Raw genomic sequence first — 26,415 nt, 5'->3', positions numbered from 1 at the left:
ACGCCCCGGGGGAAGGTAACCGGACCATCTGACGCAAGGAGTCTGTCCATGTCCGAGAAAAGCCTGCATCCGCGCACCCGCGCCGTCCATCACGGCATCCGTCGCAGCCAGTATGGCGAGATGGCCGAGGCGCTGTTCATGACGCAGGGCTTTTCCTATGACAGCGCCGAACAGGCCGAGGCCCGCTTTATCCATTCCGGCCCCGACGAATTCATCTATGCGCGTTACGGCAACCCCACCTCGCGCATGTTCGAGGATCGCATCGCCGATCTGGAAGGGGCCGAGGACGCATTCGCCACCGCAAGCGGCATGGCGGCGGTGAATGGGGCGTTGATGTGTTTTCTGAAGCCCGGCGATCATATCGTTTCGGCAAAGGCGCTTTTCGGGTCCTGCCTTTACGTTCTGGACGTGCTGGTGCGTTTCGGGGTTCAGGTGTCTTACGTCGACGGCACCGATCTGGCGCAATGGCAGGCCGCGATCCGTCCCGACACCAAGGCCGTCTTCTTTGAGACCATGTCGAACCCGACGCTGGAAATCGTCGATATCGAGGCGGTCGCCAAGCTTGCCCATGCCGTCGGCGCGCTGGTCGTGGTCGACAATGTCTTTACCACCCCGGTCTATTCACGCGCCATCGAACAGGGCGCCGATGTCGTCGTCTATTCGGCGACCAAGCATATCGACGGCTCGGGCCGCTGTCTGGGGGGCGTCATCTGCGGCACGCGTCAGTTCGTGCGCGAGGTGGCCGAGCCCTATCTGAAACATACCGGCGGCGCGATCAGCCCCTTTAACGCGTGGATGATGCTGGGCGGGTTGAACACGTTGGATTTGCGTGTGCGCGCCCAGACCCAAGGCGCGCTGGAACTGGCCACCGCGCTCGAAGGCGATAACCGGCTGACCCGCGTCATCTATCCGGGCCTGCCCAGCCACCCGCAATATGATCTGGCCATGCGCCAGATGGGCGGCGCGGGCGGCACCATGGTCGCGGTCGATCTGGGCAGCAAGGATGCGGCCTTTGCCGCGATGAACCGCATGCGGATCTTTCAGATCTCGAACAATCTGGGCGATGCGAAATCGATCGTCACCCACCCGGCGACGACCACCCATCAGCGCCTGTCGGACGAGGTCCGCGCCGGGCTTGGCATCACGCCGGGCCTGTTGCGCCTGTCGGTGGGGATCGAGCATCCGGGCGATCTGATCGCCGATTTCCGGCAGGCCATGGCCTGATCGGGGCCTGATCGGGGCCTGATCCGGGGCGGCCCGGTTCCTGCCGGGCGCCCCTTTGCATTTGGCGCGCCAGTCCCCAGATATGGACCCCGACCTGTCAAGCCCGACCCGCCAAGGAGGACGCCCATGACCGAGTCCCGTCCCATCGACACCCAGCGCGCCTATCCGGCGCTGTCGCGCGAATATCCGGCCGATTTCCGTGTCGATGACGCCTATAAGGCCGGCCTGCCGGATCTTCAGAACGGCCCGGCCAGCCTGATCGTGGGCGCCCGCGCGCCGATCCAGCATGTCGGCATTTCGAATTTCCGGCTGCCGATCCGCTATCAGACCCGCGAAGGTGGCGAGACCGTGCTGGAAACCAGCGTGACCGGCACCGTCAGCCTTGAGGCCGACCGCAAGGGCATCAATATGAGCCGCATCATGCGCAGCTTTTATGCCCATGCCGAAAAGCGGTTCTCGATGGGGGTGCTTGAGGCGGCGCTGGACGATTACAAATCCGATCTGGACAGTCTGGACGCGCGCATCCAGATGCGGCTGTCCTATCCGATGCGGGTCGCGTCGCTGCGTTCGGGCCTTAGCGGCTGGCAATATTACGATATCGCGCTGGAACTGGTGGAACGCGCCGGACAGCGGTTGCGGATCATGCATGTCGATTATGTCTATAGCTCGACCTGTCCCTGTTCGCTGGAATTGTCCGAACATGCCCGCCAGATGCGCGGCCAGCTTGCGACGCCGCATTCACAGCGGTCCATCGCGCGGATTTCCATGGTAACCCAAGGCGATACGCTGTGGTTCGAAGACGCGATCGCGCTTTGCCGCCGCGCCGTTCCGACCGAAACCCAGGTCATGGTCAAGCGCGAGGACGAACAGGCCTTTGCCGAACTAAACGCCGCGAACCCGATCTTTGTCGAGGATGCCGTGCGTGCCTTTGCCGCCGAGCTGATGGCCGAGCCGCGCATCGGCGATTTCCGCGTCACCGCCAGCCATCAGGAATCACTGCATTCCCATGATGCGGTATCGGTGCTGACCGACGGCCCGACCTTTGCGCAGGCCAGCCTTGACCCGGCGATCTTTGCCGGGCTGCGGGCGTAATGTGAACAAGGCGTGAACATGGGCTTTCCCCAAGCTTCGGGACAGGCTATGTTCCCGGTATGAGCGATTTCGACGAATCCGACGCCTTTCAGGCCGCAGCGGCCCCCGTGCCGCTGTCGCAGCGCGCCATGGGGGCGCGGGCCGTGCCTTATCTGGACGGTCTGAACGCCGCGCAGCGCGAGGCGGTCGAGGTTCTGGACGGTCCCGTCCTGCTGCTGGCGGGGGCGGGCACCGGCAAGACGCGGGCGCTGACCACGCGCATCGCGCATCTGATCACGCTGGGCCGTGCGCGTCCGGGACAGATCCTGGCCGTGACCTTTACCAACAAGGCCGCGCGCGAGATGAAGGACCGCATCGGCCGGCTGATGGGCGAGGCGGTCGAGGGGATGCCGTGGCTGGGCACGTTCCATTCGATCAGCGTCAAGATCCTGCGCCGCCATGCCGAGCTGATCGGCGATGGCGAACTGCACCTGAAACCCAGCTTCACCATTCTGGACACCGACGACCAGATCCGGCTGATGAAACAGCTGATCCTGGCCGAGAATCTGGACGAAAAACGCTGGCCCGCGCGTCAGCTTGCGCATCTGATCGACGCCTGGAAGAACCGCTGCCTGACGCCCGCGCGCCTGCCCAAGGGCGAGGAGCGCGCCTTTGACGGCTGGGGCGGGCGGCTTTACGCGGCCTATCAGCGGCGGCTTCTGGAACTGAACGCCGTCGATTTCGGCGATCTGTTGATGCATTGCGTCACGCTGTTTCAGGCGCATCCCGATGTGCTGAAACAATGGCAGGACCGGTTCCGCTATATTCTGGTGGACGAGTATCAGGACACCAATACCGCCCAATATATGTGGCTGCGGCTTTTGGCGCAGGCGCATCGCAATATCTGCTGTGTGGGCGATGACGATCAGTCGATCTATGGCTGGCGCGGGGCCGAGGTCGGCAACATCCTGCGGTTCGAGACCGACTTTCCCGGCGCGCGGGTGATCCGGCTGGAACAGAATTACCGCTCGACCCCGCATATCCTTGCCGCGGCCTCGGGGCTGATCGCGTCGAACAAGGGGCGGCTGGGCAAGACCTTGTGGACCGAGGCCGAGGGCGGCGAGCAGCTGCGCCTGATCGGGCATTGGGACAGCGAGGCCGAGGCGCGCTGGATCGGCGAGGAAATCGAGGCGTTTCAGGGCGGTCACCGCCATGCCATCGGCCGCCGCAACCTCAACGACATTGCCATCCTCGTGCGCGCCAGCCACCAGATGCGCGCCTTTGAGGACCGTTTCCTGACCATCGGCCTGCCTTATCGGGTCATCGGCGGCCCGCGTTTCTATGAACGACAGGAAATCCGCGACGCCATGGCCTATTTCCGGCTGGCGGTCAGCCCGGCCGACGATCTGGCGTTCGAGCGGATCGTGAACACGCCCAAGCGGGGCCTTGGCGACAAGGCCGTGCAGACCATTCAGGCCGAGGCGCGGGGCCGGGGCCTGTCGCTTCTGGAAGGTGCGGCATCCGTCGTGGCCACGGGCGGGCTTGGCGGCAAGGCGGCCGGGGCGCTCAGGCAGTTCACCGAGGGCATGGGGCGCTGGCATGCCGATGCCATCGACCCGGCGGTGAACCATGTCGAACTGGCGGAACGGATCCTGGACGAATCCGGCTATACCGCCATGTGGCAGAACGACAAATCCCCCGATGCGCCGGGCCGGCTGGACAACTTGAAGGAGTTGATAAAGGCGCTGGAAGAATTTGATAACCTTCAGGGTTTTCTGGAACATGTCGCGCTGGTCATGGACACCGACAAGGCCGAGCAGACCGATCAGGTCAGTATCATGACGCTGCATGCCGCCAAGGGGCTGGAATATCCCATCGTCTTTCTGCCCGGCTGGGAGGACGGCCTGTTCCCCAGCCAGCGCAGCATGGACGAAACCGGCATGAAGGGCCTCGAGGAAGAGCGCCGCCTTGCCTATGTCGGCATCACCCGCGGCGAGGAGCTGGTGACGATCAGCTTTGCCGGCAACCGCCGCATGTATGGGCAATGGCAGTCGTCCTTGCCCTCGCGCTTTATCGACGAGCTGCCCGAGGAACATGTCGACGTGCTGACCCCGCCGGGCCTTTACGGCGGCGGCTATGGCGCGGCGGCGCAATCCTTTGCCCAGCAGCCCTTTGCGCAATCGGGCATGCATGACCGTGCCGCGCGGGCCGATGTCTATAATTCGCCCGGCTGGAAGCGGATGCAGGAGCGCGGCAATGCGCGCCCGCAGGTCAAGCCGCGCGTGCCGGTCACCATCGATGCCGAGCCGGCGGCCAGCTTTGCCGTGGGCGACCGGGTCTTTCACCAGAAATTCGGCAATGGCACGATCATGGGCATCGCCGAGGATACGCTGACCGTCGAATTTCCGACCGGCTTCAAGACGATCAAGGCGGGCTATGTGCAGCCCGCCTCGGAGGTTGGTGACAGTCTGGACGATGTGCCGTTCTGATCGGGCCGTTCTGATCGGGTCGCCCCGATCGGGCGTTCCGATTTACAGCGCGGCCCGGACCACATCCGCCAGCGGCGTGGTCGGACGCCCGATCAGCCGCGACAGCGCGCGGCCATCGTCAAACAGCGCCCCCTGTGCCGCATCCGCGTCCCAGCCGGCAATCGCCTCGGATAGGTCCTGCGGCAGTCCCGCCCCGACAAGTGCCGCCGCATAGTCCGCCACGGACAGGTTGCGATAGGGGATGTCGCGGCCCGTTTGCGCAGAGATTTCGGCGGCCAGATCGCCCAGCGTCCAGGCATCGTCCGCCGCCAGCTCATAGGTCCGGCCGGCGTGATCCGTCCCGGTCAGCACCCGGGCGGCGGCCTCGGCATAATCGGCGCGCGCGGCGCCCGAGATGCGGCCATTGCCCGCCGCCCCGATCAACGCGCCATGCTCCAGCGCCGAGGGGATCGCGCCGGTATAATTCTCGGCATACCAGCCATTGCGCAGGATGGTGTGGGGGATGCCGGACGCGGCCAGCATGGCCTCGGTCTCGACATGTTCGCCGGCCAGCGACAGGGGCGAACGGTCGGCATGCAAGAGGCTCGTATAGACGATTTCCCCGACGCCCGCCGCCTTGGCCGCCGCGATCACCGCGCGGTGCTGGGCGGTGCGGCTTCCGATCTCATTGCCCGAAATCAGCAAAAGCTTTTTGACCCCGGACAGCGCCGGAGCCAGCGTTTCGGGCTGCGCATAATCAAAGGCACGGACCGTCACGCCCAGATCGCCGGCCTTTTCCGGGCTGCGGGCCAGCGCGACGATCTGGTCGGCGATCTGGTTGGCGGGCAGGCGCGATTTCAGCGCGGCGATGGTCAGGCGGCCCAATTGGCCGGTGGCCCCGGTGATGGCGATGGTCATTGCTCTTTCCTTGTTCAATCACTCTTGTGACGCCGGAGATACAGGCTTAACTTACGAATAGTAAGTACTGACGGAAATGTAAGTATGGAAAAAACTTTCGGCGCCCCCGAAAAAGGCAATCTGCTGGCGGCGGCCTGTCCGTCGCGCGATGTGCTGCGGCGGCTGACGGGGCGCTGGGGCATGCTGGTGCTGCGGGTGCTCGCCCATGGCCCGCAACGGTTCAGCGGCCTGCGCAAGGCCATTGGCGGCGTCAGCGAACGCATGCTGGCCCAGACGCTGCAAGGGCTTGAGGCCGACGGCATGGTGCTGCGGCGCGACTTCCAGACCGTGCCGCCGCATGTCGAATATGAGTTGACCGCGATGGGGCAGGAGGCTGCGGCCCGCGTCGACGCGTTGCTGGACTGGATCGAGGATGCGCTGCCGCAGATCGCGCGCGGCTGGGCGCGGGATGCTTGACCCGCGCGGGGCGCGGCCTTATCAGCGCGCTTGCGCGGATGGCCGGATGACCGCGGCGAGCAATCGTCGAGGAAAGTCCGGACTCCATGAAGGCACGGTGCCGGGTAACGCCCGGCGGGGGCAACCCCAGGGAAAGCGCCACAGAGATGAGACCGCCCATGCAGGCCATGGGTAAGGGTGAAACGGTGGGGTAAGAGCCCACCGCGGGGCTGGTAACAGGCCCGGCAAGGCAAGCCCCACCGGGAGCAATGCCGAATAGGGACCTCGCGCCGCAAGGCAGGGCTGCTTTCGCCCCAGAAGGTCCGGGTTGGCAGCTAGATCCCGTCAGCAATGGCGGGGCCAGAGGAATGGTCATCGAAGGGGGCGACCCCGGAACAAAATCCGGCTTACAGGCCATCCGCGCGTTTCGTCATTCCAGAGCCGTCCCACCGGTCGCCTGCGTGCCGGCGGGCCGGGGCGTGCCGTAATCATGGCCGACATAGGCCAGCCGCAGCCGGTATGCGCCCAGGGTCCCGGCCTGCGCCCGTGCCGCGCGATGCCCCCAGAGATCGCGCCATTGCGCGACCGCATCCTCATCGGTGAAAAAGGACAGGGACAGGTATTTCCCCGGTGACGAAAGGCTTTCAAAGCGCTCGACCGAGATATGGCCGGGAATGCGCCGCAATTGGGCCTGCAAGGCCTCGGCCAGTTCGGGGTAATGATCCGGTCGGTCGGGCTGCAATTCAAAGATGACCGCGATCATGTCGCCGCCCCATGCGGGGCCGAGGCCAGTTTAAGAAAGGTGCGGTCCTCGCGCAGCAGGAATTTCTCGCGCTGCGCAAAGGCATAATTCTCGCGGCCCAGCGGATCATCGGCCAGCCGGGTGCGATAGGCCTCGTATTCGGCAAGGCCGGGGATGTGATAGATGCCATAGGCCAGCGTCGATGACCCCTCATGCGGGGCGAAATAGCCGATCAGATCGGCGCCGCAACGCGGGATCGCCTGTCCCCAGTTGCGGGTATATTGCTGAAACTGGGTCTTTTTCGTGGGGTCGATGTGATAGCGGATGATACAGGTCAGCGTGGGTTCCCTCATTCTTGCGACTTCATTCTAGGGAATTTGATCGCTCTATATGCTTCGACTAGGGTCGAAGCATGAAAGATGGCCCCGACATTGCCCGCGTCGCCGCGCTGATCGGCGATCCCGCCCGTGCCAATATGCTGACGGCGCTGATGGGCGGACGTGCGCTGACCGCATCCGAGCTTGTGCAAGAGGCGGGCGTCACCGCGCAAACCGCCAGCTCGCATCTGGCGCGGCTGGCCGAGGGCGGGTTGATCCGACAGCGCAAGCAGGGGTGCCACCGTTATCATCAGCTGGCCTCGGCCGAGGTCGCGGCGCTGCTTGAATCGCTGATGGGGCTTGCGGCGGGGGCGGGACATCTGCGCCGCCGTCCCGGGCCGCGTGACCCGGCGATGCGGCGCGCGCGGGTCTGTTACGACCATCTGGCCGGCGAAATGGGCACGACGATGTTCGAATCGATGCTGGCGCGGGGGTATCTGTGCCGCATGGACGATGCGATCACGCTGACCGATGCCGGCCGGGATTTCGCGCGCGGCTTTTTACAGGTCGAACCGGGCGGAAGGTCGCGCGCGCCCCTCTGCCGCGAATGCCTGGATTGGAGCGAGCGGCGATCCCATTTGGCCGGGCATCTGGGCCGGGCCATGTTGGCGCGGCTGACCGGCCTGGGCTGGGCCCGGCGCGACCCGGACAGCCGCGTCATCCGCTTTTCCCCCGAAGGGGAAAGGCAATTTCGCGCCATGTTTTCCGGTTGACACCGGGCGCCGGGTCGCTAAAAGGCGGGCTTCAAGAGTTTCCACGGTGGGCCGTCCGGTGCCGCCGAAGCAGGAGCAAGCAAGATGGCGAAGCCGACGACGATCAAGATCCGTCTGAACTCGACGGCCGGGACCGGGCATTTCTATGTCACCAAAAAGAATGCCCGCACGATGACCGAAAAGATGACGGTCAACAAGTATGACCCGGTTGTGCGCAAGCATGTCGAGTACAAGGAAGGCAAGATCAAGTAAGATCTGCCTGACCTGACCTAAACGAGAACCGCGCCTCGCAAAGGGCGCGGTTCTTGCGTTTCGGGTGGCGCATCTGGCACCCCGTGCCAAGGACGGGCATGCGGGGCCGCAAAACGCAACCCGCCCGCGCATGCGTGGCAAATGCGCGGGCGGGTGCGGGTTTGGGCGGTTCGGGCTTTGGCTCAGTCCAGCGAGACGTTCAGATCGTCCTTGGGCAGCGTGCTCATGAAGCGTTCGGCGATCTCGGTGATCACGATATTGGGCCGGATCCGTTCGATCAGATTCCAGTCCAGACCGGTCGACCAGATGAAATGCACATTGCGAAAGGTTTCCGACAGCATCGCCGTCAGCTGGTGCGGGCGGAACTCGCTGAAGGAATCGCCAAACAGCATCACCGTTTCGGGCCGCGCGTCGGGGCGGTCGTTCTGCATATGCATATAGCAGCCGACGAAACGCGGCTTGCCCTCGGCAAAGCCGGTTTCTTCGTTAAAGCGGATCTGGGCATTGACCGATACGCGGCGGGAATCGCGCATAAGCGGGGTGAAATGCGCCTCTTCCAGGACCTGGGGGGTGAATTTATTGCCCAGATCCATGACCATCGACCGGCTGCCGCTCTTGCGGTCGGAAAAGTCCTGGGGGGTGACGCCAAGCGCCTGACACAGCCGGTGATAGCCGGTCTGGCAGCCCTCGAACGTCCAGTGGGTGTCCGTGCGGCGATAGGTTGCCGCCTGCTTTGCCGTCTCAAGCATGGCGGCCTTGATATCGACATTCAGCCCGTCCCCCGGCAGGCGCGCCGCGACCAGCCCGGCCGGGTGGCGGTCGGCATGGGGCAGGGGCCGGCCGACCTGATCGGGATAAAGCGTCAGTTTGTCGGGCACGGTCATATGCCGGTAGCGCGCGCCAAGCGACGCCAGACGGTCGCGCCGCGAGGTCAGCAGATCGACCCAGCCCTGTGTGTCGGCATCGGTAAAGAAATCCGGCTCGGTATAATAGCGATGCACCTCGTTCGAGCCGTCCCACAGAAACAGCCAGCCATTCCTGCCGGACAGGGCGCCGTTCTCGATCAGGCCCAGCGGCGGCGGATTGGGCACGCCCGCCCGCGCCGCCTCGGCCCGCGACAGGGCCTCGGTGGGGGTGCTGCCCGCAATCAGGGTATCGGCATCCAGCCCCAGCCGTTCGTAAAGCGGACGCAGCACGGCCGGATCGGCAACGTAATCCTCATATTGCAGGACGAGACAGCGCTCGGGATGCGCGGCGGCATAGGTTTCGAACTGGTTCTTGGCGCGGGCCAACAGCGCGGGATCCGCTTCGGGCGATTTTGCCGCCCGGTTCGCGGCCTGCGCGGCGGTATTGTCGCGGGTCGCAAAGACCAGCAGCGCCTCGGGGAAGCGGCGGCGCAGGTAATTGCAATAGGCCACCAGCTGCGGATAGGGCATCAGGTGCTGCGTATCGGCAAAGCCCCAGATCCGCGCATCGGGATCGGGGCGCAGCAGATGGTCCCTGAACCCGCTGAACAGCTGATCGACATAGGCTTGAACCCGCATGTCCGACACGCCGTAAAAGGGCGCATGCGGCGGCTGGGGCTGTTGGTGCGCATGTTTGAGCGCCTCCAGATCGCTGGCGATCTGGACCAGCTTCACCATCGTGCCGGCATTTTCGCCCCGGATGCAGATGCCGGGCTCGGCATTCAGAACCGCCTGAAGAATGCTTGCGCCGGCATGGGGATAGCCGATGATGAATGCCTGCTGGAACTGCATGTCCTGTCCTTTATGCGCGTCCGGCCCGGTGACGGCCGGGGGCAGCTTTGGTGTCACTCGGTCAGCCCGCTTTTTTCAACCCGAACTGCACCCGCAATTCGTCCAGATAGTCGCTGGCGCGGCGCTGTTTCGCGCTGTCCAGCGGGACCAGACGGGCCGCCTTTTTTTGCATGGCGCCGATTTCATCCAGCTGTTGCTGGTTGAAGTTCGAGATGGTGACGCTGGATTGATGGCGGCGGTGATAGTTGCGCGACAGTGCCGAATAGGCGATGTCGCCCCGCGCCAGCAGGTTCAGATAGACCGCCCAGTCGCCGGCAAAGCGCAGGCCCTCGATCTCGGTGCGGTGGGTTTCAAAGACGTCGCGCAGCGCGTCCGCCCGCATCACCACCGCCGAGGCGTTCAGGATCGTGTTTTTCAGATAGAGCGCCTGCGCGATCTCGGCCTTGCCGGGATTGACATAGTTGGCGTCCCATTTCCCCGGCGCGACCGGGTCGGTGTAATAGCGGTAATCGGGGGCAAGCGGATTGTCGTCGCCGTCGATCTGGACGGATTCGCAATAGGACAGAACGACCCCTGGTGCCTCGAAGCCGCGCATGACGGTCGACAGGAAATCGGGCGCGGCCAGATCGTCGGCCTCGGCGATCCAGATATAGTCCCCGCGCGCCAGCCCAAGCCCCTTTTGCCATTGCCGGAAGACATTGCCGGAATTGGTCTCATTGGGGACAAAGCGGATCGGGGCGGGGCTGCTTGCGGTCAGTTCGGCGATGATCTCCGGGCTGCGATCGGTCGAGCAATCGTCCAGCACGATGATTTCCAGGATCGGCATGTCCTGCGCCGCCACGCTTTCGATGCGTTCGCGGATGTATTTTTCGTAATTATAGCTGGGCACGATGACCGAGATGCGCGGCACCGGCTTGCCCGCCAGCGTCAACAGGTCAAAGGCATAATCGGTAAAGCTGGTATTTTCCGCGATATGGCGGGCGGCCTTGGCCACCATCGCCGCGCGCCCCTCGGCATCGGCCAAAAGCGCGGCGGCGGCGCGGCCCATGGCGGCGGCATCCTCGGCCGGGACGGTCAGGGCCAGCCCCTGCCGGGCCAGATCCTCCGAGCCGGTCGCACCGGCGAACATCACCACCGGCAGTTCGGCCGCCATCGCCTCGAGCACGACCGAGGGATAGGGATCCTCGCGCGAGGTCAAAAGGAACATGTCGGCGGCGGCATAGAAACGCGCGGGATCGTCGCGCCGCCCCGGAAAGCGGACATGTTGGGCCACGCCCAGCTTTTCGGCCAAGGCCTGAACGCGGGGCATCTCGTCGCGATCGGCATGGCCGATCCAGATCGCCTCGGCCGGCAGGCCCGCCGCGCGCATTTCGGCAAGCGCGCGCAGGAAAAGATCGGCCCCCTTGCGACGGTCCACATAGCCCACGCCCAGAAGCAGGGGGGCATCCCCGGCAATGCCGAATTCGGCACGCAGCGCGGCGCGGTCGGCGGCGTCGCGCGGGGCGGGGTTCAGATACATCCCCTGCGGCCGGATCATCGACTGTCTCAGATTGCGCCCAAGGGCCTCTTCGAACTGGGTGTTGACGATGCTGGCGGGGAAAATCGTCGGGACGCCGGCATCGGCCAGATCGCGCATCTGCCGGCCCAGATCCATCTGCGCATAGACCGAGCGCATTTCATGGATCAGCGCGACCGGGCTATAGCCGGCCTCTTGCAACAGCGGCACCACGCTGCCCGAAACGGTGGTGTTGGCGATCGCCACCTCGGCATGTTCATTGCGCAGGCCGCGCAGCATGCGCAGGGCCTCGTCGCGTTGACGGATCGGGTCGGGCAACTGCACCAGCTGCGCGACCTTGGCGTAGTCCTCGATCAGGGGGCCGCCATCCAGCAGGACGATCTTGACCGTCAGCCCGGCCTGACGATAGGCGCGCGCAAGGTTCAAAAGCAGGAACTGCGCGCCATGCGGATGCGCGTCATGGCCGATCAGCGTGACATGTTTCGGGGTCGCGCGCGGGTCCAGCGCATTGCGCGTGGTTTCCAGCCATGCATAGCCGAAACGGGTGTCGGGTTCCAGATGCGCGCCCTCGGCCCATTCGTTCCAGGCGTTGCAGAAGATGATGCGTTCATCCAGCGTCGGCGCATCGGCCAGCGTCCGGGTGATCGCATTGCCCAGCCAGGTCGCATATTCCTCGGGGGTGTTGTTGAGGAATATCGCGCCGCCCTTCTTGCGCCGCGCGGTATTGTCCCAGGCCGGACAGACCGAGCGGATCAGCCGGTAATCGGGCTGCGGATAGTCGCGGCTGCGGTCGACATAGGAATTCCAGTCATAGACGATGCCGTTGAATTCCGGGTCCAGATCCTTGATCCGGTCGGTCAGCACCGTCGGCGAGGCATTGTTGGGCGGGAATTCGATGGCCGCGTCGAAATCATAGGTTTTGGGGTCGGCCAGTTCAAAGGACTGGGTATAGGCCAGATAGATCTCGCCGATGCCGTTCTTGCGGCACCAGTCGCGCCAGCGCCCGGCGGTGGCGGCCGGATCGGGCAACAGGCTGGGACGATAGACCAGCACAAGCGGCTTTCCGTCGATGCGGATATAGCGCGGATCGCGCAGATAGGGGGCCAGTTCGGCGATAAAGCCCAGATCGTCCTCGGGCGAATGGTTTTGGCCCATCAGCACCTCGGCATCCTTGCCATCCCAGCGCCGGGTCCAGTTTTCATTGGCCCAGCAGATGCAGAACGGGAAATCCAGTTCGGGATTGTTCAGCCAGTTCTCGACCGGTTTTTCCAACAGGCGCTGGCCGCCGAACCAATACCAATAGAAACAGAAACCGCCGACGCCATAAAGCTTGGCCAGCTCGATCTGGCGCTGTTGGGCGGCGATGTCGGTCAGGTCGTAATAGCCCAGGTCCAGGGGCTCATGCGGCTGATAATGGCCGGGGAACATGGGCTGGGCGGGGCGCACATTGGTCCATTCGGTAAAGCCCTTGCCCCACCAGGCGTCATTTTCGGGAATGGCGTGGAATTGCGGCAGATAGAACGCGATCAGCCGCGCCTTGGGATCGGTCAGATCGGTCTGCACGCGGCGCGGCACGAAATGATCGGCGGTGTCCACCGTCACCCAGTCGCCGCTCTGGCCCGCCGCGCCGGCATCGGTCGCGGCGGCGCCGAAACGGTCGGCCGATTGCCCCGGTCGGGCGTTTTTGGCCGGGGCCGGGGCGGGCTTTTCGAAGCGCGTCACCTGCAAGGCCTGCCATTGCTGGTAAAGCGCGGTCGACCCGAACAGCCGCCGCCCCATCGCCGATGCAAAGATACGGTTTTTCAACTGGATGCGTTTGCTGGCCGAAATCGGCAGCATGCGCCAGAGCGGCAGGGCGATCATCGCGGCGATGCGGCGCAGGATGCGCGCCACCTTGCGCACCGCGCGGCCGAAAAAGCGCAAGGGCCGCGTCACTCGCCAGGACCGGCTGGCATAGGTTTCGCGCAGCATGGTGGTCAGGTTTTCGATCTCGGCCAGACGGTCCTGAACGCCCTGGGCGTAATGGCCGGCCTCGATCCGCTTTTCCTCAAGCGCCTTGGTCAGGTTCTGGGAATTGCCCTCGCTCGTGGCAAGGCGCTGGGTCATCTGCTCAAGCTCGGCATGGTCGCGCTTGATCTCGGCCTCGGCCAGCCGCAGCAGGGATGCGGTCTTTTCCGCCTCGGCCCGCAGGCTGTCCATCCGCGATTGCAGGGCCTCGGCCCGGGTCTTTTCGCGCGCCCGCGCGGCCTCGCTGTCCAGAAGCGCCTGTTCCGAGGCGTTCAGCCGGCCGATGGCGCTGTCCGTCTGGCGCTTTTTTTCCTCAAGCTGCGAACGCAAGTCGCTGATATAGAGGTCGCTTTTCTTGTTCAGCTCGCCCACGACATTATGCAGGTCCCAGATCCCCTTGAGGTTATGGGCCAGCTCGGTGTTGCGGCGTTCGAGTTCGTCATTGTCGTATTGCTGTTTCTCGGCGCGGACGCTTATATCGGCCAGCGCGCGGCGGGTGTCGCGCAGCGCCGGCAGGGTCAGTTCGGTCAGCTCTTCGAACTGGGCGGCGATGGCGTCCATCCGGGCCATGGCGCCGGCATCCTGCGGATCGGCGTGAAACGCCTTGCAGGCGTCAAAGGCGCGCAGCGCAAGACCGTGGGTAAAGCTGGTTTCGCCCAGATCCTCATAGGTCCAGCGATTGTGGCGGGCGTCGCGCACGATGGCCTTGTCGATCTGCGGGGCCACATCGTCGATGGCATTGGGCCATGCGATGCCCAGATCGTCCGACAGATGCGCGAATGACTTGCGCCAGTCCTCGAACAGGTCGTCATAGGCGATAAAGCTGCGCTTGAAGCCGCGGCTGTCGCGTTCGGCGTCGATCAGGTGGCGCAGCCACAGCAGCACGCCTTCGCGCGGACTCATCTTGTCGCGTGCCTGCAACGAACCCGCGACCTCAAGCGGATTGCGATAGGGGATGACGATCAGAGGCTCGGTCTTTTCGGCGGCAAGCGCCTGCAAGACCAGCGGCAGGATGCGGCATATGCGCGGTTCCTTAAGCACCATCAGCGCCGCGTCGCCCCGTTCCCGGGCGACAAAATTGCCCAGATCGGCGACATAGGCCCGAACCACCTCGCGCGGGGCGGCGTCCAGATCGATGCGCGACCATTCATCCCAGGAATTGCCAAGATCCTGCAACAGCCTGTCGTCGCGTTCGATCATCCATTTCGGTTCGAAATGGCCGAATTCGTTCCCCGGATTGGCGCCCAGCAAATCGTCCGGCAGCTTTGCCCCGGCAATGCTGAGAAGCTGTGTCACCACGCTGGTCCCGGACCGGTGCATCCCCAGAACCAGAAGGCACTGACGCGTGGTTTTCACCTTTTTCGGGGTCTTGGGGCGTTTTGTGGACACTGTATTTCTCGCGGCTCGGGACGGGTTGGTGCTAATCTCTCTGTCCCTTTCGTGCAAGCCGCGATCACCGAGATCGGCGGGCATTGCCCGCAAAGCGTGTGCGGATCAGGCGCCGGGATCGCGATAATCGTGGATCCGCCCCCGCCAGTCTGCGATCCGCCAGTGGCCGGGGGCGATTTCCCGCGCCGCCTCGGATGTCAGCGGGACCTTGCCATGGCCCCCGGGCAGGTCCAGCACATAGGTCGGCAGGCAGGTGCCGGACATTCGTCCGCGCAGCGCCGCCATGATGGCGCGGCCCTCGGCGATGGTGGTGCGGAAATGGCCGGTGCCGCGCGCAAGGTCGCAATGATGCAGGTAATAGGGTTTGACCCGGTTGCGGATCAGCGCCCGAAAAAGATCGGCCAGCGTGTCGGGATCGGCGTTGACGCCGCGCAAAAGCACCGATTGCGACAAAAGCGGGATGCCGGCCCCCGCCAGCCGGGCCAGCGCGGCACAGGCGTCGGGCGTCAGCTCATTGGCGTGATTGCTGTGCAGCACGACCCAGACCGCCAGCCGCGCGGGCGCAAGCGCGGCGAGCATCGCGTCGTCGATGCGGCCCGGCGCGACCACGGGAATGCGGGTATGGATGCGCACCACGTCCAGATGCGGGATCGCCGCCAGCCGCGCCATCACCGAGGCGATGCGACGGGCCGACAGGACCAGCGGATCGCCCCCGGTCAGGATCACCTCGTGAATGGCGGGCGTCCGGGCAATGTAATCCAGCGCGGCGGCAAGGTCGCGCTCGGGCAGGGTACCTTCCTCGCCCACCACCTCGCGGCGGAAACAAAAGCGGCAATAGACCTCGCAGGTGCGGGTAATGTGCAGGATCACCCGGTCGGGATAGCGATGGGTCAGGCCCGGGGTCGGGCTGTGGGCATCGTCGCCGATGGGATCGGCCAGCTCTTCGGGGCGGGTGTCCAGCTCGCGCGCATCGGGGACGAATTGGGCGGCGATGGGGTCATGCGCGCCGGGGCCGGCGGCGGCCTGCATGGCGGGGGTGATGCGGATGCGAAATTCCGAGGCGACCTGTTCCAGCACAGCCGCATCCGCGTCGGGCACGAGGCCCGCCCGGGTCAGGGCGGAAACGCTGGTCAGGGGGCGTGTTGGCACGGCGGCCTCATGGGGATGCAAAGGCGGGCGTCTAGCGTGAAACCGCCCGCCTTTGCAAGTTCGCTTATGCGGGCTGGCCGGCCCGTTGCGCGGCCCGGCGGGCGACGCGGGCGCGGATCGCCTCGACATCGGTGATCGGGGTCGCGGCGAAAAGCTCACGCGTATAGGGGTGCTTCGGGTCGGCAAAAACCGCCTCTTGCGTGCCCTGTTCGACGGCCTCGCCCTTGTTCATCACCAGCACGTCATCGGCGATATAGCGCACCACCGACAGGTCATGACTGATGAAGACATAGGCCAGGTTGAACTCTTCCTGCAAATCCGCCAGCAGGTTCAGCACCTGCGCCTGCACCGACAGATCCAGCGCCGAAACCGGCTCGTCCAGAACCAGCAGCGTGGGTTTCAGCATCAATGCGCGCGCAATCGCGATACGCTGGCGCTGCCCGCCCGAAAACATGTGCGGATAGCGGTTGAAATGCTCGGCCGGCAGCCCGACCTTGATCAGCATTTCGCGCGCCCGGTCGCGACGTTCGGCGGCGGGCGTGTCGGTGTTCAGAAGCAGCGGCTCCATCAACACATCGCCGATCTTCTGGCGCGGGTTCAGCGAACCATAGGGGTTCTGGAACACCATCTGCACCTTGGAGCGCATTTCGCGCGTGAGCTTCTGCTTGGCGATATCGACGGGCTTGCCCTCGATCAGCAGCTCGCCCCCGGTTGCCGGATCGATCAACGCCACGATCCGCGCCAGCGTCGACTTGCCCGAACCGGACTCGCCCACGATGGCAAGGGTCTTGCCGCGTTCGACCGAGAAATTGATCCGCTGAACCGCGTGGATCGTTCTGGCCGGCCGCGTCAGCGAACCGGGCAGGCGATAGTCGCGGATCAGATTGCGGCCTTCGACAACCACGCTCATGCCTGCGCCCCCTGTTCCATGAAGCTGGCAACGGTGGGCAGCCGGTCGCCGGTGGCGTTTTCCGGCAAGGCCGACAGCAGCGCCCGCGTATAGGGGTTCTTGGGGTTCTCGAACAGGCTCAGCACATCGGCCTCTTCCATCTTCTTGCCCTTGTACTGGACCTGCACGCGGTCGGCGGTTTCGGCCACCACGCCCATGTCATGGGTAATCAGGATCAGCGCCATGCCGGTGTCCTCTTGCAACCGCATCAGCAGATCCAGGATCTGCTTCTGGATGGTCACGTCCAGCGCCGTCGTCGGCTCATCGGCGATGAGCAGGCGCGGATTGGTGGCGATCGCCATGGCGATCATCACCCGCTGCGACTGTCCGCCCGACATCTGGTGCGGATAGGATTTCAGCTTGCCCTCGGGATCGGGCAGGCCGACCTGCTGGAACAGTTCGATGGCGCGCGCCCGCGCCGCCTTGCGCGACAGTCCGGCATTGAAACGCAGCACCTCCTCGATCTGATACCCGGCCGTGAAGGACGGGTTCAGCGAGGCGATGGGTTCCTGAAAGATCATGGTGATCTCACGCCCGATGATCTGGCGCCGCTGGCGCGGCGTCATGTTCAGCAGGTCGCGGCCGTCAAAGGTCATCTCGTCGGCGGTGACGGTGGCGGTGTCGGGCAAAAGCCCCATCGCCGCCAGCATCGACACCGACTTGCCCGACCCGGATTCGCCCACCACGGCCAGAACCTCGCCGCGGTCGACATGCAGATCGATCCCGTCCACGGCGGTAAAGCCCCCGGTCGAGGTGGCAAAGCGCACGGTCAGGTTGCGAATGGTCAACAGTGACATGGCTCAGCTCCGCTTCAGTTTCGGATCGAGCGCGTCGCGCAGACCGTCGCCCATCAGGTTGATCGCCAGAACCGAGATCAGGATCGCCAGACCCGGGAAGGTCACGACCCACCAGGCGCGCAGGATGAATTCGCGCGCCTCGGCCAGCATCGTGCCCCATTCCGAGGCGGGGGGCTGTGCGCCCATGCCCAGAAAACCCAGTGCCGCGCTGTCCAGAACGGCGCTGGAAAAGGACAGCGTTGCCTGCACGATCAGCGGTGCAAGGCAATTGGGCAGGATGGTCTTGAACATCAGCCGCAGGTTGTTCGCGCCGGCCACGCGGGCGGCCGAGACATATTCGCGGGCCTTCTCGCTCATGACGGCGGCGCGGGTCAGGCGGGCGAAATGCGGTTGATAGACGATGGCGATGGCGATCATCGCATTCGTGAGGCCCGGCCCCAGAATGGCGACCAGCACCAGCGCCAGCAGCAGCGACGGGAATGCCAGCACGACATCCATGACGCGCATGATGACACTGTCCACCCAGCCGCCGTAAAAGCCCGCGACCAGGCCGATGACGACCCCGCCGATCAGCGCGATCGCCACGACGACGATGCCGATGAACAGCGAATATTGCGCGCCATAGATCAGCCGCGACAGCATGTCCCGGCCCACGGCATCGGTGCCCAGAAGGAACTCGGCACGCCCCCCCTCTTCCCAGAAGGGCGGCACCAGCAATGCGTCGCGGAATTGCTGGGTCGGGTCATGCGGCGCGATCATCGGTGCGAAGATCGCGGTCAGGACCAGCAGAAGAAAGACCACCAGCCCCGCGACCGCGCCCCGGTTCTGGCTGAAATAGAACCAGAACTCCTTGAGCATCTGGCGCCGGATGGCCGCATCCGAAATTTTGACGGTTGTATCGGTCATTTGTGGCGGATCCTCGGGTTGATGAGACCATAGGTCAGGTCCACGAGAAGGTTCACGATCATCACGATGCCGGCGATCAGCAAAAGCCCCGACTGCACCACCGGATAGTCGCGGCGCGAGATCGAATCGATCATCCATTTGCCGATGCCCGGCCATGAAAAGATCGTCTCGGTCAGGATGGCCCCGGCCAGAAGCACGCCGATCTGCAAGCCGATGGTGGTGATCACCGGGATCATGGCGTTCCTGAGCGCGTGAACGCCGATGACGCGGGTGGGGGAAAGGCCCTTGGCGCGGGCGGTGCGGACGTAGTCCTCGCCCATGACCTCAAGCATCGCCGAGCGGGTCTGGCGCGCGATGACGGCCAGCGGGATCGTTGCCAGCACGACGGCAGGCAGGATCAGGTGACTGATGGCGGAAAGAAATGCGCCCTTCTGTCCCGAAAGCAGGCTGTCGATCAGCATGAATCCGGTGACGGGCGGAAAGAAATACATCAGTGAAATGCGACCCGAAACCGGTGTCCATTGCAGGATGCCGGAAAACAGGATGATCAGCAGCAGACCCCACCAGAAGATCGGCATCGAAAACCCGACCAGCGCCCCGGTCATCGAAATCTGGTCGAACCAGGACCCGCGCTCGATCGCGGCGATGACGCCCACCGGCACGCCGATCAGCGTGGCGATGATGATGGCGACGAGACCCAACTCGACCGTCGCCGGAAAGAGCGTCAGGAATTCGGCCAGCACCGGCTTTTTGGTGACCAGCGAATTACCCAGATCTCCGTGGGCAAGCTGGTTCAGATAGCTGAGATATTGTTGCCAGATCGGCTTGTCATAGCCAAGCTGGGCTGTGATTTCGGCATAACGCTCGGGCGATACGCCGCGTTCGCCGGCCATCAACAGCACCGGATCGCCCGGCAACAGGCGGATGAAGCTGAAGGCGACCAATGTGATCCCGAATACGGTGGGGATCAGGTAAAGGAGTTTCGAGAGGATGAATCTAAGCATCGAGTCCTAACCTAAGGGCCGTGCAGGGGATGCCCCGCACGGCCGCAAGAGTTGCACTATGGTTTGGCCTTATTCGGTCAAATCAACGGATTCGAAGGTGTAATCACCCAGCGGAGACTGCACGAAACCTGTCACGTTCTTGGCCATCGGCACATATTGGGTCGAATGCGCAAGCGTGGCCCAGGGTGCCTCTTTCTTGAAGATGACCTGTGCCTCTTCGTAAAGCTTGACGCGCTCGTCGTGATCGGAGGTCGCCTTGGCTTTGGCGATGATATCCGAAAACTCCTTGTTGCACCAGAAGGAGCGGTTGGCGCCGCCCGGCTCGGCCGAGGCACAGCTCAGCAGCACTGACAGGAAGTTGTCCGGGTCGCCATTGTCGCCGGTCCAGCCCAGGATGACGGCGCCCTTGCGGCCCTCTTCCATGGATTTTTTCAGATATTCGCCCCATTCATAGCTGACGATCTCGACCTTGACGCCGACCTTGGCCAGATCGCTCTGCATCAGCTCGGCGGCGCGGCGGGCATTGGGCATGTAGGGACGCTGCACCGGCATCGCCCAGATTTCCATGCTCAGATCCTTGACGCCAGCATCCTCCAGCATCTTCTTGGCCGCTTCGGGATCGTATTTGTCGTCCTCGACGGCGTTGTTATAGGACCACATGGTCGGCGGGATCGGGTTCTTGGCGACCTCGGCATTGCCCTGATAGACGGCATCGATCAGCGCCTTCTTGTCCAGCGCCATGTTCAGCGCCTTGCGGACCTCGGGTTTGTCGAAGGGGGCGACGGTGGTGTTATAGGCCAGATAACCCACGTTCAGGCCGGGCTGCTCGTCCAGCTTCAGGTTCGGATCGGCCTTGATGTCGGCCAGATCGGCCGGCGCGGGATAGGGCATCAGGTGGCATTCGCCGGCCTTGAGCTTTTGCAGGCGCACCGCGGCGTCGGGGGTGATGGCGAACACCAGATCGTCGATCTTGGGCGCGGCGCCCCAGTAATCGGCGTTCTTCTGATACCGGATCACGGCGTCTTTCTGATAGGCGACGAACTTGAACGGGCCGGTGCCGATGGGGGCGTTGTTCAGGTCTTCCTTGGTGCCGGCTTTGTCCAGCGTGTCGGCATATTCCTTGGACAGGACCGACACGAAAGGCATGGCGAGGTTGGCGAGGAAGGGGGCTTCGGGGTTGTTCAGGGTGAACTTGACGGTGTTGTCGTCGATCTTTTCGATGGATTTGATCAGTTTGTCCATTTCCATGGACGAGTAATATTCATAGGTGATGCCGGGAATATACTGGTGCCAGGGATCGTCGGCATTGGCCTGACGCATGAAGGTGAAGATTACGTCATCGGCGTTGAAATCGCGCGAGGGGGTGAATTTGTCGTTCGAATGGAATTTGACGCCCGGACGCAGGTGGAAGGTGTATTCAAGGCCGTCTGCCGACACGTCCCAGGTTTCGGCGAGCGCCGGCTCGATCTCGGTGGTGCCGGGCTTGAACTGGACGAGGCGGTTATAGATCGCGTGGCCCGAGGCGTCGAAAGTCGTGCCCGAGGTATAGGGCGCCGGGTCAAAGCCTTCGGGCGACCCTTCCGAGCAATAGACGAATGTTTTTGCATGCAGCGGTGCTGCGGCCATCAGCGCCAGCGCCGAGGCGGCCAGAAACCGTTTTGAGAAGATCGACATATTACCTCCCATGTCTAGATTTATTCTCCGGGCAAAGATGCAAACGAATCTGCGCTAAAGGTCAAGTGTTCTGCCATTGCGATGGATAGATTTGCCGAAGCGACGCTACGAAATAACGTAATTTGGCCAATTTGTTTGCCGTATTGCCCGTTTCGGGAGAGCTTGCGCGACCCTGTCTGTCCTCTGGCGTGTCTGTTTTTCATGCCCGGCGCTGGACTCTGTAACGTGCTTGAGTGCAAGGAAGGGCGTCGTTTTCAGCACGTCGGAGTCCGCGTCTCATGCCCTTTACCATCGCCATCGACGGACCCGCCGCCTCGGGCAAGGGGACCATTGCGCGCGCGCTTGCGGCGCATTTCGGCTTTCATCATCTGGATACCGGGCTTTTGTACCGGGCCGTGGGCGCGCGCGGGGGCGATCCGGTGGCGGCGGCGCGCGGTCTGACGGCCGCGGATCTGGCGCGGGACGATCTGCGCTCGGCCGAGGCCGGACAGGCCGCCAGCCGTGTCGCCGCCATTGCCGAGGTGCGCGCCGAACTGATCGTCTTTCAGCGCCGCTTTGCCCGGCAGGAACCCGGCGCGGTGCTGGACGGGCGCGATATCGGCACCGTCATCTGTCCCGGGGCCGAGGTAAAGCTCTATGTCACCGCCTCGGATCGGGTGCGCGCGGCGCGGCGCGCACGGGAGCTGGGCGCGGATGCGGACGAGATGCTGGCGCAGTTGCGCGAACGCGATGCCCGCGACGCCGCGCGCGCCGTCGCGCCGATGCGGCCGGCGGCGGATGCGGTCCTGCTCGATACGTCGGATATGACGATCGAAGCGGCCTTTGCGGTGGCGCGCGATACCGTCGCCACCCGTCTGGGCCGGGGCTGAGCCCGGGCTTTGCCACCGCCGGGCGCCATGGCTGGGCGCCACCGCTGGGCCTTGCGCGATCCGTCCCGTTCGCTGTTCGCGGCCTTGCCATATCCCGATCTGGCCGCGCATCCCGGATGCATGGCGGTCGCGTCCCGGCAGGGGGATCCCGTGGCGATCCGCGCCCGGTCCGGCTTTTGCCGGGAAACCCCTGTGGCGATCCCCCGTGGCTTTCCCGCTGCGGGCTTGCCAATCGCGGGAAATCGCCATATAGGAACCACAGTCCTCAAGGCGGAATGCCATATAAAAGAGACGAGCGGGCAGGGTCGGGCGCAAGCGCGGCCCTTTGCTGTTTCGCAATCCGTTGCGGGGACCCTTTAACGAAAGACCGGCGGAGCCAACCGCCAGGCCGGAAAAACCAAGTAAAGGAAACTGGATATATATGTGCGCTAAAGCGACCATGGAGGAGTTCGAGGCCCTCCTGAACGAAAGCCTCAGCATCGACACCCCGGACGAAGGTTCGGTCGTCAAGGGCAAGGTCATCGCCATCGAGGCGGGCCAGGCCATCATCGACGTCGGCTACAAGATGGAAGGCCGCGTCGATCTGAAAGAATTCGCAAATCCCGGTGAAGCCCCCTCGATCGCCGTCGGCGATGAGGTCGAGGTTTATCTGGACCGCGTCGAAAATGCCCGGGGCGAGGCTTCGATCTCGCGCGAGAAGGCCCGCCGCGAAGAAGCCTGGGACCGTCTGGAAAAAGCCTATGCCGCCGAAGAGCGCGTCGAAGGCGCCATCTTTGGCCGCGTCAAAGGCGGCTTCACGGTCGATCTGGGCGGCGCTGTCGCGTTCCTGCCCGGCTCGCAGGTTGACGTCCGCCCGGTGCGCGACGCAGGCCCGCTGATGGGTCTGAAGCAGCCCTTCCAGATCCTGAAAATGGACCGTCGCCGTGGCAATATCGTTGTCTCGCGCCGCGCCATCCTGGAAGAAAGCCGTGCCGAACAGCGCGCCGAAGTCATCGCCAACCTGACCGAAGGTCAGACGGTCGAGGGCGTGGTCAAGAACATCACCGAATACGGTGCGTTCGTCGATCTGGGCGGTGTTGACGGTCTGCTGCACGTCACCGACATGGCCTGGCGCCGCGTCAACCACCCGTCCGAGATCCTGTCGATCGGCGAAACCGTCAAGGTTCAGGTCGTCAAGATCAACAAGGACACCCACCGCATCAGCCTGGGCATGAAACAGCTTCAGGCCGATCCGTGGGATACGGTCGCCAACAAGTTCCCGATCGGCTCGGTTCATTCCGGCCGCGTGACCAACATCACCGATTACGGCGCCTTTGTTGAGCTGGAAGCCGGTGTCGAGGGTCTGGTCCACGTTTCGGAAATGTCCTGGACGAAAAAGAACGTCCATCCCGGCAAGATCGTTTCGACCTCGCAGGAAGTCGACGTCATGGTGCTGGAAATCGACGAAGCCAAGCGCCGCGTGTCGCTGGGTCTCAAGCAGACCATGCGCAACCCGTGGGAAGTCTTTGCCGAAACCCACCCGGCCGGCACCGTCATCGAAGGCGAAGTCAAGAACATCACCGAATTCGGTCTGTTCGTCGGCCTCGAAGGCGATATCGACGGCATGGTTCACCTGTCGGACATCTCGTGGGATGCCCGCGGCGAAGACGCGATCCAGGATTTCCGCAAGGGCGATGTGGTGAAAGCCGTCGTTCAGGAAGTGGATGTCGACAAGGAACGCATCTCGCTGTCGATCAAGGCGCTGGAAAACGACCAGATGGCCGAGGCCGTCGAAGGCGTGAAGCGTGGTTCGGTCATCACCGTCACCGTGACGGCGATCGAGGATGGCGGCATCGAGGTCGAATACAACGGCATGAAATCCTTCATCCGTCGTTCGGACCTGGCCCGCGACCGTCAGGACCAGCGCCCCGAGCGCTTCCAGACCGGCGACCATGTTGACGTCCGCGTCACCAACATCGACACCAAGACCCGCCGTCTGGGCCTGTCGATCAAGGCCCGCGAGATCGCCGAAGAGAAAGAAGCGATCGATCAGTATGGCAGCTCGGATTCGGGCGCCTCGCTGGGCGACATCCTGGGCGCCGCGCTGAAAAGCAAGGGCTGATCCCGGACTAAGCGAATTTGCGCCCCCGGCATGTCCGGGGGTGCTTGATTCCCGGGCACTCGTCCCGGTTGAACCGCATGGTTTGGAAAAAAACCGGCAACCAATCCACTTAACCCGCGTTCTGTCATTGATCGTCCCGCGCCCGCATCTAAGATCGGTGCGGCGACAACCCATTGGAACCATATTCAGGAAGCGCAATGATAAGATCTGAATTGATCCAGAAAATCGCCGAGGAAAACCCCCACCTCTTCCAGCGCGATGTCGAGCGCATCGTGAACACGGTCTTTGAAGAGATCATCGACGCCATGTCGCGCGGCGACCGGGTCGAGCTTCGGGGCTTCGGGGCCTTTTCCGTCAAAAAGCGTGATGCCCGACAGGGGCGCAACCCGCGCACCGGCGAGTCGGTCAGCGTCGACGAAAAGCATGTCCCCTTCTTCAAGACCGGCAAGCTCTTGCGCGAAAGGTTGAACGGCGACGCCGAATAGGCCAGATTGGCGGCCGTGACTGCCATGAGGTGAAGAATGCGCGCGATCCGTCTTATCTTTTTCGTCGTTCTCGCGATCGTGCTGATTCTGGTGGCGACGGCGAACCGCGCCCCGATCACGGTCGGAATGATGCCGCAGGGCATCGCCGATTTCACCGGCCGCGACTGGACGCTGACCATGCCGGGCTTTCTTGCGCTATTTCTGGCCATGGTGTTCGGCGTCATGATCGGGCTGATCTGGGAATGGCTGCGCGAGGCGCATCTGCGCGCCGAATCGAAAGCCCGTGCCCAGGATCTGGCGCGGCTGCAACGCGAGGTCGGCGATCTGCGCCGCACCCATGCCGCCCCCAAGGATGAGGTTCTGGCGATCCTCGACGATGCGCCTGCGCGCGGCCCCCGCAATACGGCCCCGGCCGCGAACCTGCCTGCGCCGCGCTAGGCCATGACTGTCACGGTCAAGATCTGTGGCCTGACCGAGCCCGCGGGCCTTGCGGCGGCGGTGGCGGCGGGCGCGCGCTATGTGGGCTTTGTCTTTTTCGCGAAATCACCGCGCCATGTCTCGCCCGAACAGGCGGCAGATCTCGTGGCGCAGGTGCCGCTGGGCATCGCCAAGGTCGGGCTGTTCGTCGATCCCGACGATGCGCTGCTGCGCGCGGTGCTGGACAAGGTGCCGCTGGACATGATCCAGCTGCATGGCGCCGAAACCCCGGCCCGCGTGGCCGAGGTCAAGGCACTGACCGGCCTGCCGGTGATCAAGGCGGTCGGGCTGGCCGAACCCGCCGATCTGGATGCGCTTTGGGATTACGGTCTCGTCGCGGATATGCTGCTCATCGATGCCAAGCCGCCCAAGGGCGCGGCGCTGCCCGGCGGCAATGGCGTGGCCTTCGACTGGCGGCTGCTGGCCGGGCGTCAGATCCTCAAGCCCTGGTTGCTGGCCGGCGGCCTGACCCCCGACAATGTGGCCGAGGCGATCCGGCTGACCCGCGCGCCCGGCATCGACGTGTCCTCGGGCGTCGAAAGCGCGCCGGGGATCAAGGATCCCGACCGGATCCGGCGGCTGATCGCGCGCGCCACCGCGCCGATCCTGTGATGCCGGCCGGGACCGCCCCGGCCCGGGCGACGGCAATCCGAAAGGGCCGAAAGTGACCCCCGTCTTTCGCCATGCCGCCCGCACCGACATCCCCGCCGTCATCGCGCTTCTGGCGGACGACATGCTGGGCCGGGGCCGCGAGATCGCCGATCCCGCCCCTTATCTGGCCGCGTTCGACGCCATGCGGGCCGAGGGCGCGAACCACCTTGTCGTCGGCACCATCGGCACCGATATCGTCGCCTGCTATCAGATCACCTTTATTTCCGGCTTGTCGCTATCCGCCGCCCGCCGCGCCCAGATCGAAGGCGTGCGCGTCGCGGCCAGCCATCGTGGCCAGAATATCGGCACCGCGCTGATCCATGATGCCGAGGCCCGCGCCCGCGCCGCCGGCTGCACGCTTTTGCAGTTCACCACTAATCGCGCGCGCAGCGATGCGCATCGCTTCTACGACCGGCTCGGCTTTACCGCCTCGCATATCGGATATAAGAAATCCCTTTGACGGGCGTCTTTCATGCCCAAATAT

The 26,415-nt window shown here is 64.2% G+C and carries 23 protein-coding genes and 1 other RNA gene; 13 read left to right on the top strand and 11 right to left on the bottom strand.

Annotation, left to right across the window (positions count from 1 at the left end):
- Nucleotides 1-48: 48 nt before the first annotated feature.
- The 3 genes from metZ (at nucleotide 49) to ACFOMH_RS12270 (ending at nucleotide 4,784) form a co-directional block, all read left to right on the top strand.
- Nucleotides 49-1,224 carry an O-succinylhomoserine sulfhydrylase gene (gene metZ / locus ACFOMH_RS12280; protein WP_377744776.1) on the top strand — a complete coding sequence of 392 codons (1,176 nt, stop codon included), beginning with the start codon at nucleotides 49-51 and terminating at the stop codon, nucleotides 1,222-1,224.
- A 126-nt stretch (nucleotides 1,225-1,350) separates the two neighbouring features.
- Nucleotides 1,351-2,316, top strand: coding sequence for a GTP cyclohydrolase FolE2 (gene folE2, locus ACFOMH_RS12275; RefSeq protein WP_377744773.1), 966 nt, complete (start codon nucleotides 1,351-1,353; stop codon nucleotides 2,314-2,316).
- 59 nt (nucleotides 2,317-2,375) lie between these two features.
- Nucleotides 2,376-4,784 carry an ATP-dependent helicase gene (locus ACFOMH_RS12270; RefSeq protein ID WP_377744771.1) on the top strand — a complete coding sequence of 803 codons (2,409 nt, stop codon included), beginning with the start codon at nucleotides 2,376-2,378 and terminating at the stop codon, nucleotides 4,782-4,784.
- Between the two features lie 42 nt (nucleotides 4,785-4,826).
- On the opposite strand, the gene ACFOMH_RS12265 is transcribed toward ACFOMH_RS12270, so the two are convergent.
- Nucleotides 4,827-5,681 (bottom strand): SDR family oxidoreductase, encoded by an 855-nt coding sequence (locus ACFOMH_RS12265; RefSeq protein WP_377744769.1) that lies wholly within the window; start codon nucleotides 5,679-5,681, stop codon nucleotides 4,827-4,829.
- Nucleotides 5,682-5,765: 84 nt separating this feature from the next.
- Here ACFOMH_RS12265 and ACFOMH_RS12260 point away from each other — a divergent pair, with 84 nt between their 5' ends.
- Both ACFOMH_RS12260 and rnpB read left to right on the top strand, forming a co-directional pair.
- On the top strand, nucleotides 5,766-6,137 hold the full coding sequence (locus ACFOMH_RS12260) for a winged helix-turn-helix transcriptional regulator (RefSeq protein WP_377744768.1): 372 nt from the start codon (nucleotides 5,766-5,768) through the stop codon (nucleotides 6,135-6,137).
- A gap of 34 nt (nucleotides 6,138-6,171) precedes the next feature.
- Nucleotides 6,172-6,542: RNase P RNA component class A (rnpB, locus tag ACFOMH_RS12255), an RNA gene on the top strand.
- 4 nt (nucleotides 6,543-6,546) lie between these two features.
- Here the strand turns inward: rnpB and ACFOMH_RS12250 are convergent.
- Nucleotides 6,547-6,879: an antibiotic biosynthesis monooxygenase family protein gene (locus tag ACFOMH_RS12250; protein ID WP_374424348.1), complete on the bottom strand. Its 333-nt coding sequence runs from the start codon at nucleotides 6,877-6,879 to the stop codon at nucleotides 6,547-6,549.
- Nucleotides 6,876-7,211, bottom strand: coding sequence for an NIPSNAP family protein (locus tag ACFOMH_RS12245; protein ID WP_377744766.1), 336 nt, complete (start codon nucleotides 7,209-7,211; stop codon nucleotides 6,876-6,878). The genes ACFOMH_RS12250 and ACFOMH_RS12245 overlap by 4 nt, the downstream gene beginning before the upstream one ends.
- Before the next feature lie 59 nt (nucleotides 7,212-7,270).
- Here ACFOMH_RS12245 and ACFOMH_RS12240 point away from each other — a divergent pair, with 59 nt between their 5' ends.
- Both ACFOMH_RS12240 and rpmG read left to right on the top strand, forming a co-directional pair.
- Nucleotides 7,271-7,948 (top strand): ArsR/SmtB family transcription factor, encoded by a 678-nt coding sequence (locus ACFOMH_RS12240; RefSeq protein ID WP_377744765.1) that lies wholly within the window; start codon nucleotides 7,271-7,273, stop codon nucleotides 7,946-7,948.
- 84 nt (nucleotides 7,949-8,032) lie between these two features.
- Nucleotides 8,033-8,200, top strand: a complete 168-nt coding sequence (gene rpmG / locus ACFOMH_RS12235; RefSeq protein ID WP_011750518.1) for a 50S ribosomal protein L33 — start codon at nucleotides 8,033-8,035, stop codon at nucleotides 8,198-8,200.
- Between the two features lie 182 nt (nucleotides 8,201-8,382).
- Here the strand turns inward: rpmG and ACFOMH_RS12230 are convergent, their stop codons facing one another.
- The 8 genes from ACFOMH_RS12230 to ACFOMH_RS12195 all read right to left on the bottom strand — a co-directional run bounded on the left by ACFOMH_RS12230 (nucleotide 8,383) and on the right by ACFOMH_RS12195 (nucleotide 21,348).
- A complete protein-coding gene (locus ACFOMH_RS12230; protein WP_377744763.1) occupies nucleotides 8,383-9,957 on the bottom strand; it encodes an alginate O-acetyltransferase AlgX-related protein in 1,575 nt (524 codons plus the stop codon).
- A gap of 61 nt (nucleotides 9,958-10,018) precedes the next feature.
- The gene (locus ACFOMH_RS12225; RefSeq protein WP_377744762.1) at nucleotides 10,019-14,869 is read right to left on the bottom strand and encodes a glycoside hydrolase family 99-like domain-containing protein; all 4,851 of its coding nucleotides are present in this window, start codon (nucleotides 14,867-14,869) and stop codon (nucleotides 10,019-10,021) included.
- A 105-nt stretch (nucleotides 14,870-14,974) separates the two neighbouring features.
- Nucleotides 14,975-16,018: a lysine-2,3-aminomutase-like protein gene (locus ACFOMH_RS12220; protein WP_377744761.1), complete on the bottom strand. Its 1,044-nt coding sequence runs from the start codon at nucleotides 16,016-16,018 to the stop codon at nucleotides 14,975-14,977.
- A gap of 64 nt (nucleotides 16,019-16,082) precedes the next feature.
- Complete coding sequence (locus ACFOMH_RS12215; RefSeq protein ID WP_377744759.1) at nucleotides 16,083-16,928, bottom strand: ATP-binding cassette domain-containing protein; 846 nt, start codon at nucleotides 16,926-16,928, stop codon at nucleotides 16,083-16,085.
- On the bottom strand, nucleotides 16,925-17,764 hold the full coding sequence (locus ACFOMH_RS12210; RefSeq protein WP_377744757.1) for an ABC transporter ATP-binding protein: 840 nt from the start codon (nucleotides 17,762-17,764) through the stop codon (nucleotides 16,925-16,927). Before ACFOMH_RS12210 ends, ACFOMH_RS12215 begins: the two co-directional genes overlap by 4 nt.
- A gap of 3 nt (nucleotides 17,765-17,767) precedes the next feature.
- Nucleotides 17,768-18,670 (bottom strand): ABC transporter permease subunit, encoded by a 903-nt coding sequence (locus ACFOMH_RS12205; RefSeq protein ID WP_374424331.1) that lies wholly within the window; start codon nucleotides 18,668-18,670, stop codon nucleotides 17,768-17,770.
- Nucleotides 18,667-19,674: an ABC transporter permease subunit gene (locus ACFOMH_RS12200; RefSeq protein WP_377744756.1), complete on the bottom strand. Its 1,008-nt coding sequence runs from the start codon at nucleotides 19,672-19,674 to the stop codon at nucleotides 18,667-18,669. The genes ACFOMH_RS12205 and ACFOMH_RS12200 overlap by 4 nt, the downstream gene beginning before the upstream one ends.
- 69 nt (nucleotides 19,675-19,743) lie before the next feature.
- The gene (locus ACFOMH_RS12195) at nucleotides 19,744-21,348 is read right to left on the bottom strand and encodes an ABC transporter substrate-binding protein (protein WP_374424327.1); all 1,605 of its coding nucleotides are present in this window, start codon (nucleotides 21,346-21,348) and stop codon (nucleotides 19,744-19,746) included.
- A 278-nt stretch (nucleotides 21,349-21,626) separates the two neighbouring features.
- On the opposite strand from ACFOMH_RS12195, the gene ACFOMH_RS12190 reads away from it, so the two are divergent.
- The 6 genes from ACFOMH_RS12190 to ACFOMH_RS12165 all read left to right on the top strand — a co-directional run bounded on the left by ACFOMH_RS12190 (nucleotide 21,627) and on the right by ACFOMH_RS12165 (nucleotide 26,391).
- Nucleotides 21,627-22,217, top strand: coding sequence for a (d)CMP kinase (locus tag ACFOMH_RS12190; protein ID WP_377744754.1), 591 nt, complete (start codon nucleotides 21,627-21,629; stop codon nucleotides 22,215-22,217).
- Between the two features lie 421 nt (nucleotides 22,218-22,638).
- A complete protein-coding gene (gene rpsA, locus ACFOMH_RS12185) occupies nucleotides 22,639-24,318 on the top strand; it encodes a 30S ribosomal protein S1 (RefSeq protein WP_374424324.1) in 1,680 nt (559 codons plus the stop codon).
- A gap of 197 nt (nucleotides 24,319-24,515) precedes the next feature.
- On the top strand, nucleotides 24,516-24,803 hold the full coding sequence (gene ihfB / locus ACFOMH_RS12180; RefSeq protein ID WP_374424322.1) for an integration host factor subunit beta: 288 nt from the start codon (nucleotides 24,516-24,518) through the stop codon (nucleotides 24,801-24,803).
- A gap of 36 nt (nucleotides 24,804-24,839) precedes the next feature.
- Nucleotides 24,840-25,241 carry a LapA family protein gene (locus ACFOMH_RS12175; RefSeq protein ID WP_374424320.1) on the top strand — a complete coding sequence of 134 codons (402 nt, stop codon included), beginning with the start codon at nucleotides 24,840-24,842 and terminating at the stop codon, nucleotides 25,239-25,241.
- Between the two features lie 3 nt (nucleotides 25,242-25,244).
- Nucleotides 25,245-25,892 (top strand): phosphoribosylanthranilate isomerase, encoded by a 648-nt coding sequence (locus ACFOMH_RS12170; RefSeq protein WP_377744752.1) that lies wholly within the window; start codon nucleotides 25,245-25,247, stop codon nucleotides 25,890-25,892.
- 52 nt (nucleotides 25,893-25,944) lie between these two features.
- Complete coding sequence (locus tag ACFOMH_RS12165) at nucleotides 25,945-26,391, top strand: GNAT family N-acetyltransferase (RefSeq protein ID WP_377744751.1); 447 nt, start codon at nucleotides 25,945-25,947, stop codon at nucleotides 26,389-26,391.
- The last annotated feature ends 24 nt before the right edge of the window (nucleotides 26,392-26,415 follow it).

It is taken from the genome of Paracoccus mangrovi (assembly GCF_042648425.1).
In the GTDB taxonomy this organism is placed as follows: Bacteria; Pseudomonadota; Alphaproteobacteria; order Rhodobacterales; family Rhodobacteraceae; genus Paracoccus; species Paracoccus mangrovi.
The sequence above is the reverse complement of the archived record's forward strand: the minus strand, read 5'-3'. Positions and strand labels throughout refer to the sequence as shown.